This is a genomic window from Embleya sp. NPDC055664 (genome assembly GCF_053618075.1).
The window spans coordinates 12,087-28,676 of the sequence record NZ_JBSHGZ010000012.1 but is presented as its reverse complement, the minus strand read 5'-3'; the positions used below and the strand labels follow the sequence as shown (position 1 = coordinate 28,676).

11 protein-coding genes are annotated in these 16,590 nt (G+C 72.3%); 3 read left to right on the top strand and 8 right to left on the bottom strand.

Features of this window, described 5'->3' with window-relative positions; genetic code table 11:
• Positions 1–15: 15 nt before the first annotated feature.
• Together ACWGR4_RS21175 and ACWGR4_RS21170 are read right to left on the bottom strand one after the other, a co-directional pair.
• Entirely contained in the window at positions 16–831 is an 816-nt protein-coding gene (locus tag ACWGR4_RS21175) for a glycoside hydrolase family 16 protein (protein ID WP_452129075.1), read from the bottom strand.
• 18 nt (positions 832–849) lie between these two features.
• Entirely contained in the window at positions 850–2,058 is a 1,209-nt protein-coding gene (locus ACWGR4_RS21170; RefSeq protein ID WP_452129076.1) for a carboxylate--amine ligase, read from the bottom strand.
• Positions 2,059–2,152: 94 nt separating this feature from the next.
• Here ACWGR4_RS21170 and ACWGR4_RS21165 point away from each other — a divergent pair, with 94 nt between their 5' ends.
• The gene (locus ACWGR4_RS21165) at positions 2,153–3,331 is read left to right on the top strand and encodes an FAD-dependent oxidoreductase (RefSeq protein WP_452129077.1); all 1,179 of its coding nucleotides are present in this window, start codon (positions 2,153–2,155) and stop codon (positions 3,329–3,331) included.
• Between the two features lie 102 nt (positions 3,332–3,433).
• Here ACWGR4_RS21165 and ACWGR4_RS21160 read toward each other — a convergent pair whose 3' ends face one another.
• The 6 genes from ACWGR4_RS21160 to ACWGR4_RS21135 form a co-directional block, all read right to left on the bottom strand.
• Entirely contained in the window at positions 3,434–5,710 is a 2,277-nt protein-coding gene (locus ACWGR4_RS21160) for an FdhF/YdeP family oxidoreductase (RefSeq protein WP_452129078.1), read from the bottom strand.
• Positions 5,711–5,806: 96 nt separating this feature from the next.
• Complete coding sequence (locus ACWGR4_RS21155; RefSeq protein ID WP_452129079.1) at positions 5,807–6,970, bottom strand: globin domain-containing protein; 1,164 nt, start codon at positions 6,968–6,970, stop codon at positions 5,807–5,809.
• 254 nt (positions 6,971–7,224) lie between these two features.
• Positions 7,225–9,183 (bottom strand): hypothetical protein, encoded by a 1,959-nt coding sequence (locus tag ACWGR4_RS21150; protein WP_452129080.1) that lies wholly within the window; start codon positions 9,181–9,183, stop codon positions 7,225–7,227.
• A 97-nt stretch (positions 9,184–9,280) separates the two neighbouring features.
• Positions 9,281–11,785, bottom strand: a complete 2,505-nt coding sequence (locus ACWGR4_RS21145) for a protein kinase domain-containing protein (RefSeq protein WP_452129081.1) — start codon at positions 11,783–11,785, stop codon at positions 9,281–9,283.
• 184 nt (positions 11,786–11,969) lie between these two features.
• Positions 11,970–13,127, bottom strand: a complete 1,158-nt coding sequence (locus ACWGR4_RS21140; RefSeq protein WP_380008132.1) for an acyl-CoA dehydrogenase family protein — start codon at positions 13,125–13,127, stop codon at positions 11,970–11,972.
• The gene (locus ACWGR4_RS21135; RefSeq protein WP_452129082.1) at positions 13,127–14,146 is read right to left on the bottom strand and encodes an acyl-CoA dehydrogenase family protein; all 1,020 of its coding nucleotides are present in this window, start codon (positions 14,144–14,146) and stop codon (positions 13,127–13,129) included. The genes ACWGR4_RS21140 and ACWGR4_RS21135 overlap by 1 nt, the downstream gene beginning before the upstream one ends.
• Before the next feature lie 288 nt (positions 14,147–14,434).
• On the opposite strand from ACWGR4_RS21135, the gene ACWGR4_RS21130 reads away from it, so the two are divergent.
• Together ACWGR4_RS21130 and ACWGR4_RS21125 are read left to right on the top strand one after the other, a co-directional pair.
• Positions 14,435–15,505: a hypothetical protein gene (locus ACWGR4_RS21130; protein ID WP_452129083.1), complete on the top strand. Its 1,071-nt coding sequence runs from the start codon at positions 14,435–14,437 to the stop codon at positions 15,503–15,505.
• 383 nt (positions 15,506–15,888) lie between these two features.
• Entirely contained in the window at positions 15,889–16,344 is a 456-nt protein-coding gene (locus tag ACWGR4_RS21125) for an ATP-binding protein (RefSeq protein WP_452129084.1), read from the top strand.
• Positions 16,345–16,590 lie beyond the last annotated feature (246 nt).

Sequence of the window (16,590 nt, the reverse complement as noted above, 5' to 3'; positions counted from 1 at the left end):
CCGGCGCGCGCAGGTTCAGCGCTCCCAGACCCGCACCGCCCGGATCCGCATCTCCGCGCCGGTCACCGAGTCGGGGACCGGCTCCGGGTAGCCCATCGCGAGGGTGAACAACACCTCCATCGGCTCGTGCGGGACATGCGCCCGGTCGGTCACGGCGAACACCTGCTCGCCGTCGATCGACCACGTCACCCGATCCGGCCGCCAGTCGAGGGTGAACCGGTGGAACCTGCCGGCCCAGTCGCGCTCGGGGGAGGCGTGCGTCTGTGCGTCGGGCCGGCCGTCGGGCCCCGTCCAGTGCACCGTGGCCCGGGCCAGGCCGTCCAGGCCGATCAGTTCGACCACGTCCAGTTCGGGAGGGGTGCGTTTGGCGGCGGGCATCAGCCAGAACGCCGGGAACGAGAACGGCTCGCGAGGCAACCGCAGTTCGGCCTCGACCCGGCCGTAGGTGAAGGTGAACCTCGGCCGACCCGACCAACTCGGCCGCCCGGTGGACAACATGCCCGAGACCCACGGGTAGGCCACGCCGTCCGAACCGGTGGTGGGCCGCCGCGCGGCGGTCAGGATCGCCTGCCCGTCCCGCACCCGGACCTGCTCGGGCAGGTACCACTGCTGCTCGTGGTTGCCCGCGTTGGTACAGCCGGCCACGTTCCAGTCGTAGCACGTCACCCAGCGCTCGGCGGCGAGCGTCGACCCGGCGAAGTCGTCGGCGAACAACAACCGCGGCCCGGCCGGCGGCGCGGACTCGCACCCCGCGAGCAGCAGCACCGGCACCACGACCGGCAACACCGCGGCCAGCCGTCGGCGGACCCGCATCGCTCGACCCGTCCCCATCGAACCCACCCACTCTCCTCAGTGCCGCCGCCGGCGCACGGCCAGGGCGAGCGTGCGCACCGCCGTGACCGCCGCCGGCAGCGGATCGTCCAGGGCCAGCCAGGCTGCCTCCACCCCGCCCCACCCCGGCGCCCGACCGGGTGGCCGGGCCACGCCGCGGCGCCCCCGGTAGGCCACGAACGCGGCGAGATCCAGATGCTCGGCTACATAGCGCCGACCCTCGCGCTGGCCACCCGGGGGAATCGGCCGCCCGGTCAGGTCCAGATGCAGCGCACGCACCACGTCCAGGCCTCGCGCCGTCTCGAACATGCGGAACTGGGCGCCCACCCGCGGGTTGAAGTCGACCAGTTTGTAGCGCCCGTCGCGCAGGTCGAGCCGCCAGTCCAGATCGGCCGGACCCCGGTAGCCGAGCGCCCGACACAGCCGGGCGGAACGGCGGGCGAGACCCGGGTTGGCCAACGCCCGGGCGTACGTGGTCACCCCCGCGTGCGGCGGCCAGGAGCGGAGCTTGAGTCCGGTGAACACCGGCGCGCACCGACCGTCCGGCGCGGCGTACAGGTGGACGATCCAGTCCTGCGCCGCCTCGCGCGGCACGTATGCCTGCAACAACACCCCGCGCGGCTCGCCGACCAGCGCGAGCAGCGCGCGCCGGTTGCCGACCAGCGTGGTGCCCGGCACCACCGGCGCCCGCAGCCGATCCCACGGCGCGAGGTTCTTGACCACCACCGGGTAGCCCAACTCGGTGGCGAACGCGGTCAGTTGTTCCCGGTCGGCGGGGAAGCGGGTATCCGGCGCGGGCACCCCGTGGGCCAGACAGCGCCGGTAGAGCCCGCGCTTGCCCGCCAGCCCGGCGGGCAGGTCCGGATCGATCTTGGGCAGCAGGAAACACTCCGCGAGGCGGTCCTGGGCGCCGGCGGCCAGCAGCGCCGCCTCGTCGTCGGTGGGCACCAGGACCGCGCGGGCGGGCAAGCGGCGGCCGATCCCGAGCAGTTGCTCCACCAGCGCCCGCGGGTCCTCCAGGCCGGTGGTGGGCCACACGTGCCGCCGACTCAGGTGCCGGGACAGGGCGGTGGGGGTGTACGCGTCCTCGACCACCGCGTGCACCGGCACACCCGCGCGGCCGAGCGAGCGCACCGCGCCGACCGAGCCCTGGTGCAGCGGATAGCGGCCGACCTTGAACAGCAGCGCGGGCACCGAACGATCCAGCTCGACTCCTCGGACAACCATTTCGTGGCCTCCCCGTCCGGACCTTTCTAGCAGCGTGAACCGACTTTTCACCGGATAAGCCAATATTCCACTCGAATACCCGAAGGGCACCGCCATGACCGTGGCCATCGTCGGAGCCGGCCCCTATGGCCTCTCGCTCGCCGCCCACCTGCGCCAACTCGGGGTGACCGCCCGGGTGTTCGGCGAACCGCTGGAGAGTTGGCGGCGGCACATGCCGATCGGCATGTTGCTGAAATCCAGGCCCGACGCCTCCTCGATCGCCGCGCCCAGGCCCGGATTCACCCTGGCCTGTTTCCAACGCGCCCGCGGCGAGCGCCCGCTGACGGGCGATCAGCCCGTGCCCCTGGAGCTGTTCGTGGCCTACGGGCGGTGGTTCGCCGAGCGCCTGGTCCCGGACGTGGAGCGCGAGCGCGTCACCGGCATCGAGCCGGCCGGGCACGGCTTCGTGCTCGCCCGGGACGGCGGCCCGGACCTGGCGGTCGACGCGGTGGTGCTGGCCACCGGCCTGGCCGCGCACCGCCATGTGCCGGCCGTGCTCGAACACCTCGGCGACGACCTGGTCTCACACCCCGCGCAGCGCCCCGACCTGGCCGAACTCGGCGCGGACCGGGACATCGTGGTGATCGGCTCCGGCCAATCGGCCCTGGAGAGCGCCGCGTTGCTGCACGAGGGCGGCGCCGCACGGGTTCGGGTGTTCGGCCGAGCCGCGCACATCCGGTTCGGCGCCCCGCCCCGAGTCCGTCGGCTCACCCCGGACTCGCCGCTGGGAGCGGGCTGGACGATCGCCGCCGCCGCGCGGGGCCCGGCCGCGTTCCGGCTGCTGCCCGCCTGCGTCCGGGTCGACCTGGCCCGGCGCATCCTCGGCCCGTCCGCCGCGTGGTGGTTGCGCGATCGACTGGACGGGCGGGTCCCGGTCCGGGACGCGCAGACCGTCACCCGGGCCCGGCGCGAGCCCGACGGGCGGGTGCGGATGTGGCTGCGGGACCGGACCGGTTACCAGCGCCAGGTACACGCCGACCACGTGCTCGCCGCGACCGGCTACCGGGTCGATCTGGCCGCCCTCGGCTTCCTGACACCATCCGTGCGGCGCCGGATCGCCACGGTGGGCGGACTGCCCGCGCTCGACGCGTCGTTCGAGACCACCGTGCCCGGCCTGTACGTCACCGGCCCGCCCGCCGCCGCCACCTTCGGCCCGGCGATGCGCTTCGTCCACGGCGGCGACTTCGCCTCCCGCCGACTCGCGGCGGTACTGGCGGCCCGATTCCAGGGCTGACAGGGCTGACAGGGCTGACCGGGCTGACCGGGCCGACGCGGCAGGACCGGGCCGATCGCCCGGGCGCCGGACGGGCGGACGGCCCGTCCGGCGCGACCGCCCTCAATGCGAGTGCGGCTCCAGGCGGACCACGATCGACTTGGACGTCGGCGTGTTGCTCTCGTCGGCCGTGCTGTCCAGCGGCACCAGCACGTTGGTCTCGGGGAAGTAGGCCGCACAGCAGCCCGCGGCGGTGTCGTAGGACACCACCCGGAACGCCTCGGCCCGCCGCTCCGACCCGTCGTGCCATTCGCTGACCAGGTCGACCAGCGCGCCGTCGGCCAGACCCAGCGCGGTCAGGTCGACGGGGTTGACGAACACCACCCGGCGACCCTGCTTGATCCCGCGATAACGGTCGTCCAAGCCGTAGATGGTGGTGTTGTACTGGTCGTGCGAGCGCACCGTCTGGAGGATCAACCGCCCCTCGGGCACCCGCAACACGGCGAGTTCGTTGCGGGAGAAGTTGGCCTTCCCGGTGGTGGTCGGGAACCGCCGCGCGTCGCGCGGCCCGTGCGGCAACACGAACCCGCCGGGCTCGCGCACCCGGCGGTTGAAGTCGGTGAAGCCCGGGATCACCCGCTCGATCCGGTCCCGGATCAGGTCGTAGTCGCGCGCGAGGTCGCGCCACGGCACCGACACCCGGTCACCGAGCACCCGTTCGGCCAGCCCGCAGACGATCGCCACCTCCGAGCGCAACCGCGGCGAGGCCGGCGGCAGTTTGCCGCGCGACATGTGCACCGCGCTCATCGAGTCCTCGACCGTGACGAACTGGTCCCGCTCGGTCCGCCCCAGGGTGGGCAGGATCAGCGCGCGCCGCCCGGTGACCGCGTGCGAACGGTTGAGCTTGGTGGACACCTGCACGGTCAGCCGGGTGGCCCGCAGCGCCGCCTCGGTGGCGGCGGTGTCCGGCGTCGCCGAGACGAAGTTGCCGCCCACCGCGACGAACACCTTCACGCTCTCGTCGCGCATCGCCCGGATCGTGTCCACCACGTCGTGCCCGTGCGCACGCGGCGGCGCGAAGCCGAACTCCTGCTCCAGCGCGTCCAGGAACGCCGGCGCGGGCTTCTCGTAGATCCCCATCGTGCGGTCGCCCTGCACGTTGCTGTGCCCGCGCACCGGACACACCCCCGCGCCCGGCCGACCCACATTGCCGCGCAGGAGCAGGAAGTTGACCACCTCACGGATGGTCGGCACCGAGTTCTTGTGCTGGGTCAGGCCCATCGCCCAGCACACCACGATCCGCCGCGAACCCAGCACCCGTCGATGGATGCGCTCGATCTGCTCGCGCGAAAGTCCGGTCGCCTCCAGCACGTCGCCCCACGGCGTGGTCCGCACGTCGGCCGCGAACTCCTCGAACCCGTGCGCGTATTCGTCGATGAAGTCGCGATCGAGCACGGTGCCGGGCGCGGCGTCCTCGGCTTCGAGCAGCAGCCGGTTCAGCGCCCGGAACAGCGCGAGGTCGCCGTTCACCCGGATCTGCGCGAACTCGTCGGTCAGTTGGGTGCCCGAGCCGAGCACACCGGAGACCTTCTGCGGATTCTTGAACCGCAGCAGTCCGGCCTCCGGCAGCGGATTGACCGCCACGATCGAGGCACCCGCCTGCTTGGCCTTCTCCAGCGCGGACAACATCCGGGGGTGGTTGGTCCCCGGGTTCTGACCCACCACGAAGATCAGGTCGGACCGGTACAGGTCCTCGAGCGAGACACTGCCCTTGCCGACCCCGAGCGTCTGGGTCAGCGCCGAACCGCTCGACTCGTGACACATGTTGGAGCAGTCCGGCAGATTGTTGGTGCCGAACGCGCGGACGAACAGCTGGTACACGAACGCGGCCTCGTTGCTGGTGCGGCCCGAGGTGTAGAACGCCGCCGCGTCCGGCGAGTCCAGCGCCGCCAACTCCTCGGCGACCACGCCGAACGCGTCATCCCACGAGATCGGCGCGTAGTGCGTGGCGCCCTCGGCGAGATACATCGGCTCGGTCAACCGACCCTGCTGGCCCAGCCAGTAGTCCGATTTGTCGGCCAACTCGGCCACCGGGTGCGCGGCGAAGAAGTCGGCGCCCACCCGGCGTACCGTGGCCTCCTCGGCGACCGCCTTCGCGCCGTTCTCGCAGAACTCGGCGACACTGCGGTGGTCCGGCTCGGGCCAGGCACACCCGGGGCAGTCGAAGCCCTGCTTCTGGTTGACCTGCACCAGGGTCAGCAGGCTGCGCTTGACCCCCATCTGGCGGCCGGCGTGACGCAGCGACCAGGCGACGGCCGGCAGCCCGGCCGCGTACTCCTTGGGCGGCCCGACCACAAGCCCCTCGTCGCCGACGTCGTCCACGGGCGGCTTGCTGACCATGCGGGTGCTCCTGCGGCTCGAAGCGGTCGTATCGACACGGCTCGACACAACCCTGATGACCCGTACGTTACGCCCCCGGGTCCATCCCACCGCAGCTCAGCGGCCTCGGAGCAGCACCGTCCCGCCGGCCGCCCCGTCCGGGCTCTCGGTGCGCAGGCGCTGCGGGGCCACCCCCAATTCGCCGGTCAGCCGGTGCGCGGTGGCCCGGACCAGGGCCGCCGACCCGCTGACGAACACGTCGTGGTCCGCCCAGTCGCCGTACCTGGCCAGCACGTCGGGCAGCGCGCCCTGGTCGCCGGCGAACGAGCGGTCGTGGGTGACCGCGGGGATCACGTTCAACCACGGGTACACGTCGGCCATCGCGGACAGCGCGCCCAGGTCGTACAGGTCCGCCCGGTACTTGGCGCCGATGAACACATGCGCGCGGTGCGCCAGCTGACGCTGCGCCATGTGCTCCACCAGCGCCTTGATCGGCGCCAGGCCGGTGCCGTAGGCCACGCACAACGTCCGGCGCAGCGTCTCGCCGCGCAACACCAGGCCGCCGCGCGCCGGGCCGAGCCGGATCCGGTCGCCGACCCGGGCCCGATGGACCAGCGCGTTGCTCACCCACCCCGCCGGCACCGCGCGCACGTGCAGCTCCAGCCGGCCGTCGACGCGCGGGGCGTTGGCGATCGAGTAGTGCCGCCACACCCTGGGCCACCACGGGGTCTCCACCGTGACGTGCTGGCCCGGGTGGTAGGGCAGCAGGCGATCCGGCTCGACGGTGATCACCGCGATGTCCCGGCCGCGCGGCTCGTGGGCGGTGATCACCGCGTCCCACCACGCGGGCGCGTCCTCGGCGTCGTCGGCGGCGGCCTCGATCATCACCGCCGCCGCCCACGTGTACACCTCCACCCATGCGGCCTGCAGTTCCGGCGTCCAGCGCTCGCCCAGGTAGCGGGCCAGCGCGCCGATCAGCGCGCTGCCGACCGCGTCGTAGTGCTCGTCCAGCACCCCGTACTTGCGGTGGTCTTGGCCCAATCCGCGCAGATAGCGGCGTAACTCGTGCGGTTCGTCGCTGCTTCCGCCGACCCGGAGCAGCGCGGCGAGCAGGCGATCGCGCTGGTGGTCCATGGCCGGCGGGAACAGCGCGCGCAGGTCGGGGCGGCGTAGGAACAGCAGCGCGTAGAAGTGCGAGACCAGATCGTGCGCGGCGGGCGCGACGGCCTCGAGGCTGCCGCGGAGCAGATCGGCCCGGGAGGGGTCGGGACTTCCGGACATGACGGACCGCATCCTCGTGTGCTCGGAGAGCGATCCGACGGCCGGACATGTACCACCGAAGCCGGAAACCGCCGGTCGCCCGAAGGGGAAGTGACCCGACGGTATGCGCTGGTTCGACTGCGGAGGGTGGGTAATGCGGTAAGCCCGCCGCGGGCAACCGCGACGGGCTTACGCTTGAGGATTTCTTGCGCCGTGTGGGTGACACGGCGGCCGGGCTCCGACCGCCCGGTCGAGGAGCGGTCGCCCGCCATGGGTCAGGGCTGGTATCGGCCGAAGGTGCCCGCGATCTTCGCGTCCTGGTCGGCGCCGACGACGACCGGGTCGGCGCCGCCCAGCACGTTCTCGGCGAAGTCCTTGAGCGGAACCGCCGTCCAGCCCGGTGCGGCCGGATACGGCTTGCCCTGGGCGAGCGCGGTCAGCGTCGCGGCCCGGGCCGGGTTCGCGGCACCCGAGGTGGTGGTCAGGCCGCCGAGCGCCGGCATCGTCTCGTTTTCGTTCGCCCAGCGCTCCTGCCACACCGACGAGGACATCACCCGGAGCAGATTGCTCGCCCCCACCGGATGTTCGGTCTTCGCCGACACGGCCAGCACGCCGGCCCACACGCCGACCGTCGCGGGCTTGCCGGCGGTGGTCCCGGGCATCGGGAAGGCGCCCAGATTGCGGGCCGTCTCGGGGGAGGTGCGCAGCAGTTCGGCCACCACCCAGTCCGGCTGGATCGCCATCGCCGACTTGCCGGCGGTGAGCACGGCGATGATGTTGCCGGCCGGGTCCTTGTACTCCTCGACGTTCTTCGGCGCGCTCGAATAGGACTGGAGCTTTTGGAAGAACGCGATGCCCGCGCGGCCCGCGTCGGTGTTCAGGCGCCCGGCCCAGCGCTCGTTCTGCGGCACGGCTATCTCGCAGCCGCTCGCGTACAGGCACGCGGCGATCGTCTGCCAGGCCCGGCCGACCAGGTGCAGCGCCTCGAACTTCGGGTCGCTCGCGTAGTGCTGCTTGAGCTTGTCCAACTGGGTGATCCACTCGTCGCGCGTGGTCGGCACGACGAACCCGGCCGGATCGCACAGCCGCTTGTCGTACAGCACGACCGGGGCGTACACGTCCATCGGCAGCGCGTACAGCTTGCCGTCGACGGTGCAGGCGGCCCGGGCCGCCGGGTGCCAGGAGTCCGCGTTCAACCGCTTCGCGTACGGGGTCAGGTCGAGCAGTGTGCCCTGCTTGACCCGGCGGGCCAGGACCAGGCTGTCCATCTGGAAGAGATCGGGGCCGTTGCCCGCGGCGAGCGCGGTGTCCAGCTTCGTCTGGTCGATGTACTCCTGGACATCGCTGCGCACGGTGCCCAGCGGATCCGCCTTGACCAGCGCGGCGGCCAGGTCGGTGGTGGTCTTCGCCTGGTCGACGCCGGGGGTGTAGATCTTGTCCAGCCACATGGTGAGCGTGTACGGGCCGCTCTCGGTGGTGGGCGGTTCGGGCAGGGCCGGCGGCCCCGGCGGCACCGGTGCGGGGGTGGTCGGGTTCGGCTTGGGCGGCGGGGCGGCGCTCTTGTCGTCGCCCCGGGTGAGCAGCCACGCCGCGACCCCGCCGCCGGCCGCGACGGCCGCCGCGACCGAACCGGCCACGATCACCCGGCGCCGGGAGGTGCCGGCGCCTGCGGCGGGCTGCGGGGGTTGCGGGCCCCAGCCGCCGGGCGCGCCCGGGTACTGCGGCGGGCCGGGGTATTGCGGGGCGGCTCCCGGGTACGACGCGCCCGCGCCATACCGCGCCCCCTGGACGGGAGGTTGCGCGGGCTGCCCTGCCGGGTATTGCGGTGCGTGGTTCGGGTATTGGGGAGCCTGGCCGGGGGGCTGGGCGGGTTGCCCCGCCGGGTACTGCGGTGCCTGGTTCGGGTATTGCGGGGCCTGGCCGGGGGGCTGCGCGGATTGCCCCGCCGGGTATTGGGGGGCCTGGCCGGGCGGGTAGCCCGGCGCGGCGCCTGGCGACGGTTGCGGCACCGTGCCTGCCGGGGGCTGTGCCCCCGCCGGGTACCCGGGTGCCTGGCCGGCCGGGGACTGCGCGGCCGCACCGGCCGGGTGGCCCGCCGGCTGTTGCCCCGCCGGTCCGGCCGGCCGTCCCGGAGGCGGCGGCACGGCCATCGGGGCGTACGTGGGCCGAGGCGGTGGTTCGGCCGACGGGTCGTCGTCCCTCGACGCGGGTGGTTCCTCGTTCCACGACGACACGGTGCGGCTCCTCCGAGAGTGGGCGACAGGCATGGCCGGATGCCATGCCTGCGCAAACCCTAGGTGGCGCGGCGATCCCTGCCGCCAGGGAGATCCGTCAAGTGGGGTCGACGCCGAATTCGCGGGCCACGATCGTGTTCGCCGCAGCAGCCGCCGCCAGCGGGTCGGTGCCCGCCAGCGTCTGCCGGGAGAGTTCGGTCAGCGGACGCTCCGACCATCCCGGGGCGACCGGATACGCCCGACCGCCCACGGGCAGCGCGGACAGTGCGGCCTGGATCATCGGATTGTCCGACGGCACCGCTCGATCCAGGCCACTGCGGACCGGAACCAGACGGGCCTCCGTCGCGATCCGGGCCCGCCAGCGGTCGGTGGCGACCAGGGAGAGCAGGTCGATCGCCGCCTCCTTGAACAGGCTGGCCGCCGACACCGCCAAGACCGTGCCGCGCACCCCGACGGCGGCCGGCTTGCCCGCCGTGCGGCCCGGGATCGCGAACGCGCCCAGCACCGGGCGCAGCGCCGGATTCGCCGCCACCACCGCGTCGTACAGCGACGCGTCGGCGATCACCGACGCGACCCCGCCCTTGGCGACGCGGGTCGTGGTCGCCGGGTCGTCGTTGCCCGCCCCGACCGCGTCCGGCGCGTACGACTGGAGGTGTCGGAAGAACCGGGCCCCCTCGACCGATCCGGGCAGGTCGAGCGTGCCGCGCCAGGCATCGCCCTCCTGCACCGCGATGGTCCCGTCGTCCTCCCACACGCACGAGGCCAACACCGGCCAGGCTCCGCCGGGTACGTACAGCGCGCGGTAGTCGGGGTTGGTCGCGTTGGCCTGGCGCAACTTCTCCAGGTCCGCGACCCAGGTCACCCGGTCGGTCGGCACGCCCACCTGCGCGGCCTGGAACAGCCCCTTGTCGTAGAGCACCACGGGCACGCCGGCGCCCAGGGGCAACGCCATGATCCGGCCCCCCGAGGTGACCGCGGCCCGCACGGCGGGGAACCAGCTGCCGCCGTCGAACCGGCTCTGCAGCGGGGTCAGGTCCATCACCAGGTCGGCGGCCTTGAACCGGGCCAGGGCGAGCAGGTCGAGTTCGAACACGTCGGGTCCGCGGCCCGCGCGCAGCGCCTGTTCGAGGGCCTGGGTGTAGCCGGCCTTCGGCTGCACCCGAGTGCCGATCCGCACGCCGGCGCCGGTGGTGCCCATTTTGCCGAATTCCAGGCCGAGTTCGCCGAGCAGCGAGGCGGGGACCAGGCTCTCCGTGGTCCAGACGGTGAGTTCGCGGACCGCGCCGGGCACGGCCGGCCCCGGCGTGTGTGCCGTCGGACTCGGCGCCGTCGCGGACGGCTTCGGGGCGGTCTTGGGCGTCTTGTCGCCGCCCCGGCTCAGCGCCCATGCCGCACCGCCGCCGCCCAGGACGGCGGCGCCGGCCGCGACGGCGAGGAAGCCGCGGCGGGACTTGGCCCGGGAGGAGCCGGCGGCCCGGTGCGCGCGGGTGGGCGGTTCGCTCCCGGCGGGCGGCGCGGCGGGTTCGGTCCGGGCCGCGCGGTGGGTCCGGGCCGCGGTGGTGGGCGCCGCCGGTTCCGGCTCGGGGGCGGGCGGCGCGGCGGGGGAGGGGACGGTCGCAGGCGCGGGCTCGGGCTCGGGCTCGGGCGGCGGGGTCGCGCCGGGCGGCGGGGCCGGTACGGTGTCGGCCGCGTACGGCTCGCTGCCGGGCATCGGCTCCGGCGGCTCCCACGGGTTGGCCACCCGCTCGGCCACCCACGTCGCGGTGGCCGCGGGCAGCCAGCTCGGGCCGGGAGTGCCGGCCGCGACCCGGGCCACCTCCTCCGGAGCGGGCCGCCGGTCCGGGTCCTTGACCAGGCAGGCCGCGATCAGGTCGCGCAACGACGCGGGCACGTCGCCCAGTTCCGGCTCGCCCTCGGCGACCCGATCGGCCGGCGAACGTTCCTCGCCCCGGTCGAACGGGCCCGCGCCGGTCGCGGCGAACACCAGCACCGACCCGAGCGAGAACACGTCGCTGGCCGGACCCACCGTCAGATCCCGTACCTGCTCCGGCGAACGAAAACCGGGGGAGTCGAGCACGGTGCCGATCACCACGCCGTCGGCGGTCACCGACGAGCCCAGCGAGGCGTGCGCGATCCCGACGTGCGGCAGCCGGGGGCCGTTCGGATCGAGCAGCACCGCGCCGGGGTCGAGCCGCCCGTGGTACAGCCCGGCGGCGTGCAACAGGCCGAGCGAGGCGGCGAGTTCGCCGGCCAGCGTGCGCAGCGAATGGCCGGGGAGCAGGCCGTGCCGACGGACCGTCTCGGCCAGCGTCGGTCCGGGCACGTGCGTGGTGGCGTACCAGAGTTGCCGGCCGGTGGTGTCGGCGTCCAGGACCACGGCGGTGCCGGGACCGGGCAACCGTCGTGCGGCGTCCACCTCTTCGCCGAAGCGGGCGCGGAAGGCGGGATCACGCCCGAGGTCGGCCCGGATCACCCGCACGACGACGGGGGCGTCGTCGGGCGCGGCGCCCAGATAGGTCCGAGCCGTGGTCCCTTCGCCGAGCCGGCCCACCAATCGGTAGGCGCCAACGCTCGAAGGGTCCTCGTCGTGCAGCGGCCGCATGGCAGAAACTCCGTTTCGCTCACCGGTGTGAACGGTGCCGAAGTCTGCCATGAAGCGCGCCCGCTTCCGGCCACCCGTTCGGCGGCACCCCCGCCGAGCCCGTCATATCCGTAAAACACCGGGCGGCGCGCCCGCGAGCGGCCCGTCCATGCGGCACGGGACCCGCGCACGGGTCCCGCCACACCTATCGCGACCGGGGCAGCCCCAGCCGGTGCTCCGCGATGTTGTTGCGCTGGATCTCGCTGGTCCCGCCGTAGATCGTGGTCACCGGCGCGTCCCGCGCGGCGTGGTCGACGAACCACGCGTCGCCCGGCTCGCCCAGCAGCCCCTCGGGTCCGGCCATGTCCAGGCACGCCTCCGCCGCCCGGTTGTACGCCTCGCTCGCGTACAACTTGGCGATCGAGCCCTCGGTGGTGGGCAGGCCGCCCGCGCTGGCGATCAGCGCCGGGCGCAGCGCGAGCAGCGCGGTGATCTCGTTGTCGATCGCGATCCGGGCCAGCCGCTTGCGCACCGCGGTGTCGTCCATCGCCCCGGTCTCGCTCGCCCATCGGGTGAACCGACGCAGCAGCGACACGCCCTGGTTCATGTTGCCGAACACGCCCCGCTCGTAGGCCAGCGCCACCTTCATCACCTCCCACCCGCCGTGCACCTCGCCCAGCCGCCAGCGGTCGGGCACGCGGACGTCCGCGAAGTAGGTGATGTTGGTGCGGTCGCCGCCCATCGTTTCCACCGCCTGGAAGGAGATGCCGGGCAGGTCGGTAGGCACCAGGAACATGGTCAGGCCGCGATGTTTGGCCACGTCCGGGTCGGTGCGGGTCAGCAGGATCACATAGCCGGCCTCGTGCACGAGCGTGGTGAACATCTTCTGCCCGTTCACCAGCCACACCGGCTCGTCCCGCGGGTCCCCGGGCACGCGTTCCGCGCGGGTGGCCGCCGCCGCGACGTCCGACCCCGAGCCGGGTTCGCTGTAGCCGAGCGCCGCGATCGCCTCGCCCCGATGGAACCGGGGCAGTACCTCGGCCAGATGGAACGCGCTGCCGATCTGCTCCACGACTCCCGCCACCAGCATGGTGTTGGCCAGCCCGTAGAACGGCGCGTCGGCCAGCCCCAGTTCGTCGAAGAAGACGTACAGCTCCAACGGGTCGCGCCCGCCGGCCCGTCCCGGCCCGGCCATGCCCTCGGCGATCACCCCGGTCGCGGCCAGCGCGCGGTGGAACTCCCAGTCGTGGAAGGTGCCGGTGCGCCGGGCCCGCTCGATCATGTCCTCGGTCAGGTGCTCGGCGACGAAGCCCCGGATCCACCGCCGGAACTCCTCGACCGATTCCTTGGGTCGAAAGTCCATCAGACGCCTCCCACCGCTCCGAAGAGATCGTCGGCCAATGCCCGGTACTCCTCGTCCGGATCACCCAGGACCAGCGGCCAGCCCCGGGCGCGCCGGAAGTAGAGCTGGATGTCGTATTCGAGGGTGACGCCGTATCCGCCATGGAAGTGCACCGCGCGATAGGTCGTGGTCCGGGCCACCTCCGTCGCGGCCAGGAACGCCATCACCGCGAGCCGCCCCGCCTCGGCCGGGTCGCCCTCGTCCGCGCACCACGCGGCGCGCGCGGTCAGCAGCCGGATCCCGTCCAGCGGCCCGACCAGATCGGCCAGTCCCTGCTGGACCGCCTGGAACGCGCCGATCGGCTTGCCGAACTGCTCGCGCTCCAGCGTGTACGCCACCGCCGACTCCAGCGCCCGCTCGGCGAGCCCGACCAGTGTGGCGGCCGTATACAACTGCCACTCCCGGCGCAGCGCGGCGTGCCGCCGGGCCGCCTCCTCGCCGCGGGCCAGCACCACCCGCCCGCCCCGGTCGTCGCGCACGTACCGGTCGGCCAGCGGCGCCGCCGCGTGGTTGACCGGCCCGCTCATCGGCGCCTCGCCCCGTACCGCGACCAGTTCGTCCTCGTCGAGCGCCACCACCACATCCGCCACCGCGCCGCCGGGCACCAGTCGGGCCAGCCCGTCCACGGTCGGCCGCAGCGCAGGCGCCGCGATCAGCGTGCCGTCGGCGACCCCGGCGCACCATGGCGTGTCGAGCAGCAGCCGGGACGCGGCCAGGTGCGCGCTCAACGGCACCGGCGCCAGCACCCGACCGGCCTCGTGCAGCAGCAGAACCAGATCGGCGCGGCTCGCACCACCACCCCCGGCGCCTTCGGGCAGCGCCATTCCGGGTACGCCCATCGCGGCCAGGCGCCGCCACAGATCGGCCGCGAAGCCGAGTGGTTCGGCCGCGCGTACCACGGAAATCGGGCATCGGTCCGTGAAGAACTCCGAAAAGGCGCTCCGTACCGCCTTTTGATCTTCCGTCGGTTCAAGATCCACCGGCGACCTCCGTTCACACCTCACCGCTCGCACGAGCCGGCCGGCGCACGCTAGCCGGTGTCGGCGCACCCTTCCATGGCATCGCGGGGGCGAAGTGACCGATGTGCCGGAGATCTCGATCCCATGACATTACTTGCCGGTAGCTGACTGGCGGGTTGCTCTTTGCGAAGATCGGCTGCCCGAGTGACATCCGACGAGAACAGCTGCTTTCCGCCGTACGGTCCTGGGGGATCGAGCCGATCACCCATACGATCCGAGGAACAACGGAAAGCGAAGGGAGAGCCCGCTGTGCGTGCATACCGCCACGTGGCGCTGGTGTTGATCGCCTTGCTGGGTGCGGCCCTGATCATCTTCCCGCTGGCCGCCGGCCTGCCGAAGAAGACGCAGGCCGTGGACGACCTGACCAATGCCTTCCGGCCCGCCTTCACGCCGCAGGCCATCGAGCAGAGCCGGACCGACCTGGCCACCATGAACCAGATGTTGGAGCAACTCCAGGCGGAGACGCTGCCCGGACTCGCCCAGCAGGCCGGGATCCCCACGCCCTCGCTGATCAACCTGATGGGCACCACCGCGCCCGAGGTCGGCAAGGGTCTCAAGGAGATCCCGACGATCATGCCGCGGTTCAACAAGCTCGCGGGCACGATGGACGCGCAGGCCGGGAACTTCCGCCAAGCCGACGACATCCCCACCGCGGACGCGCCCAATACCGCGGTCACCTATCTCTATCTGATCCCGGGCATCGTGCTGCTCGTGGTGGGCGCCGGCGGGCTGCTGTTCTCCTTCGTCGGATCGCGCGCCGTGGTGAGCACGGTGTGCCTGGTGATCGCCGCGGTGGTCGGCCTGGGCATGGTGGTGGGCACCCTCGCCACCGGCGTGATCGGCAAGACCAAGGCATCCGAGAAGATGTTCACCGCGTTCCGGCCGACCTTCACCGACGCCGGGTACAAGCAGGCGCACGACGACCTGGACACGCTGGGCAAGATGGCCGTCGGGATGAAGACCAAGTCCATCCCGTCGATGGCCGCGCTCCTGCGCAAGCCCGTCCCGCAGTTCACCGCCGAGCTGGCCACGCAGTACCCCAAGGTCGGCAAGGGCCTCGCGGAGACCGACCGGATCCTGGCCAAGTTCAACGCCCTGGTGGAGAACATCGGCGCCAACATCGACACCTTCGACAAGGCGGACAGCATCCCCAACAAGGACACCGAGGTCTCGGTCATGCCGTGGCTGCTGCTCGGCCCGGGTGCGGCGGTCTTCCTGCTGGCCGGCGTTGCGCTGGTGATCCAATTCACAGGGCGCGACACCGGCTCCACCGACCCGAACGCGGGGGCGCCGAGGCAACCGTCCGGTGCGGCGGTCTGACCGCTCGACGGCGACGCAGCGGAACCGTCCGTCAACCGTGTGTCTAGGTTGTCCGGATTATTCCTGGTGTAGGACCAAAAGAAAGAAAAGACTGGTTCCCTGAATGTCCGGGAACCGGGTGTAAAGCGGCCCTTGGTCGATCGAAATGCACGTGCATCGGCGCGGTGCAGACGCAGAAATCGTCGATGCACGTGCATCCGGTCTTGCAGTTGGGGTCGGCATCCTCATAATGAAGTGTGTGCATGTGCACGCGCATGTGCATGGACGCTCTGTGAGGCGAGTCCTCTGGCGGCGTTCCCAACAGGCCGGGGACCAGTACCCGCTCGGAGGCACGGATGACCGTCGCGAGTCCCGCAGGGTTCCGGACGTCGACGTTTCAGTGGATGGAGCCTCTGGCCGGGGATATGGGCCCAACATCCGATATCGCGATACAAGCCCTCGCCGCACGTCGCGAGTCGGTCAAGGCCGCTCGTGACTTCACGCAGTCGGTGCTCGCCGGCTGGGGCGCCGCCTGTCTCGAGGACGACCTCGCCCTGGTCGTGTCCGAGCTCGTCACGAACGCACTGTGTCACGGTCTGGGTGCGGGCCGCGACGACGCGACGGATGTCGCGCACAACATCCAACTGGCGCTTTTGCGCAAGGGCGAACGTGTCATGTGCGCGGTGCAGGATCCGGGCGAGAACCTGCCCGAGGCCCAGACCGGCGGCGAGGACGAGGAATCGGGCCGCGGGCTGTATCTGGTGGGCTGCTTCAGCGATTCCTGGGGCTGGTTCCCGCTGAACGGTATGGGCCGACGCACCGGAAAGGTCGTCTGGGCCATGTTCGAGATACGCGGCTGACCCACACGTTCCGCAATATGGGGACCGCATTGCGTGGCGACATTACGTTGCGGCGAAGCGGCGAGTTTTAATTCACATTCGCCGGCGGCAACGAATGCGGCGGTATCCGAGTCACCCGGCGCCAAGCGTTTACCCGTCGATCCCGTCGACGGGTTTTCTGCATTCTTACGCCCGTTTCGTCCCCGCCGGCTTAAGCAGCTTTTACGCTTCCTTTGAAACCTTGAGGAATGCATGAGCCCTCACGTG

Coding starts and splice junctions, on each gene's coding strand:
- ACWGR4_RS21175 (WP_452129075.1), bottom strand. CDS start 831: ATGGGGACGGGTCGAGCGATGCGGGTCCGCCGACGGCTGGCCGCGGTG.
- ACWGR4_RS21170 (WP_452129076.1), bottom strand. CDS start 2,058: ATGGTTGTCCGAGGAGTCGAGCTGGATCGTTCGGTGCCCGCGCTGCTG.
- ACWGR4_RS21165 (WP_452129077.1), top strand. CDS start 2,153: ATGACCGTGGCCATCGTCGGAGCCGGCCCCTATGGCCTCTCGCTCGCC.
- ACWGR4_RS21160 (WP_452129078.1), bottom strand. CDS start 5,710: ATGGTCAGCAAGCCGCCCGTGGACGACGTCGGCGACGAGGGGCTTGTG.
- ACWGR4_RS21155 (WP_452129079.1), bottom strand. CDS start 6,970: ATGTCCGGAAGTCCCGACCCCTCCCGGGCCGATCTGCTCCGCGGCAGC.
- ACWGR4_RS21145 (WP_452129081.1), bottom strand. CDS start 11,785: ATGCGGCCGCTGCACGACGAGGACCCTTCGAGCGTTGGCGCCTACCGA.
- ACWGR4_RS21140 (WP_380008132.1), bottom strand. CDS start 13,127: ATGGACTTTCGACCCAAGGAATCGGTCGAGGAGTTCCGGCGGTGGATC.
- ACWGR4_RS21125 (WP_452129084.1), top strand. CDS start 15,889: ATGGAGCCTCTGGCCGGGGATATGGGCCCAACATCCGATATCGCGATA.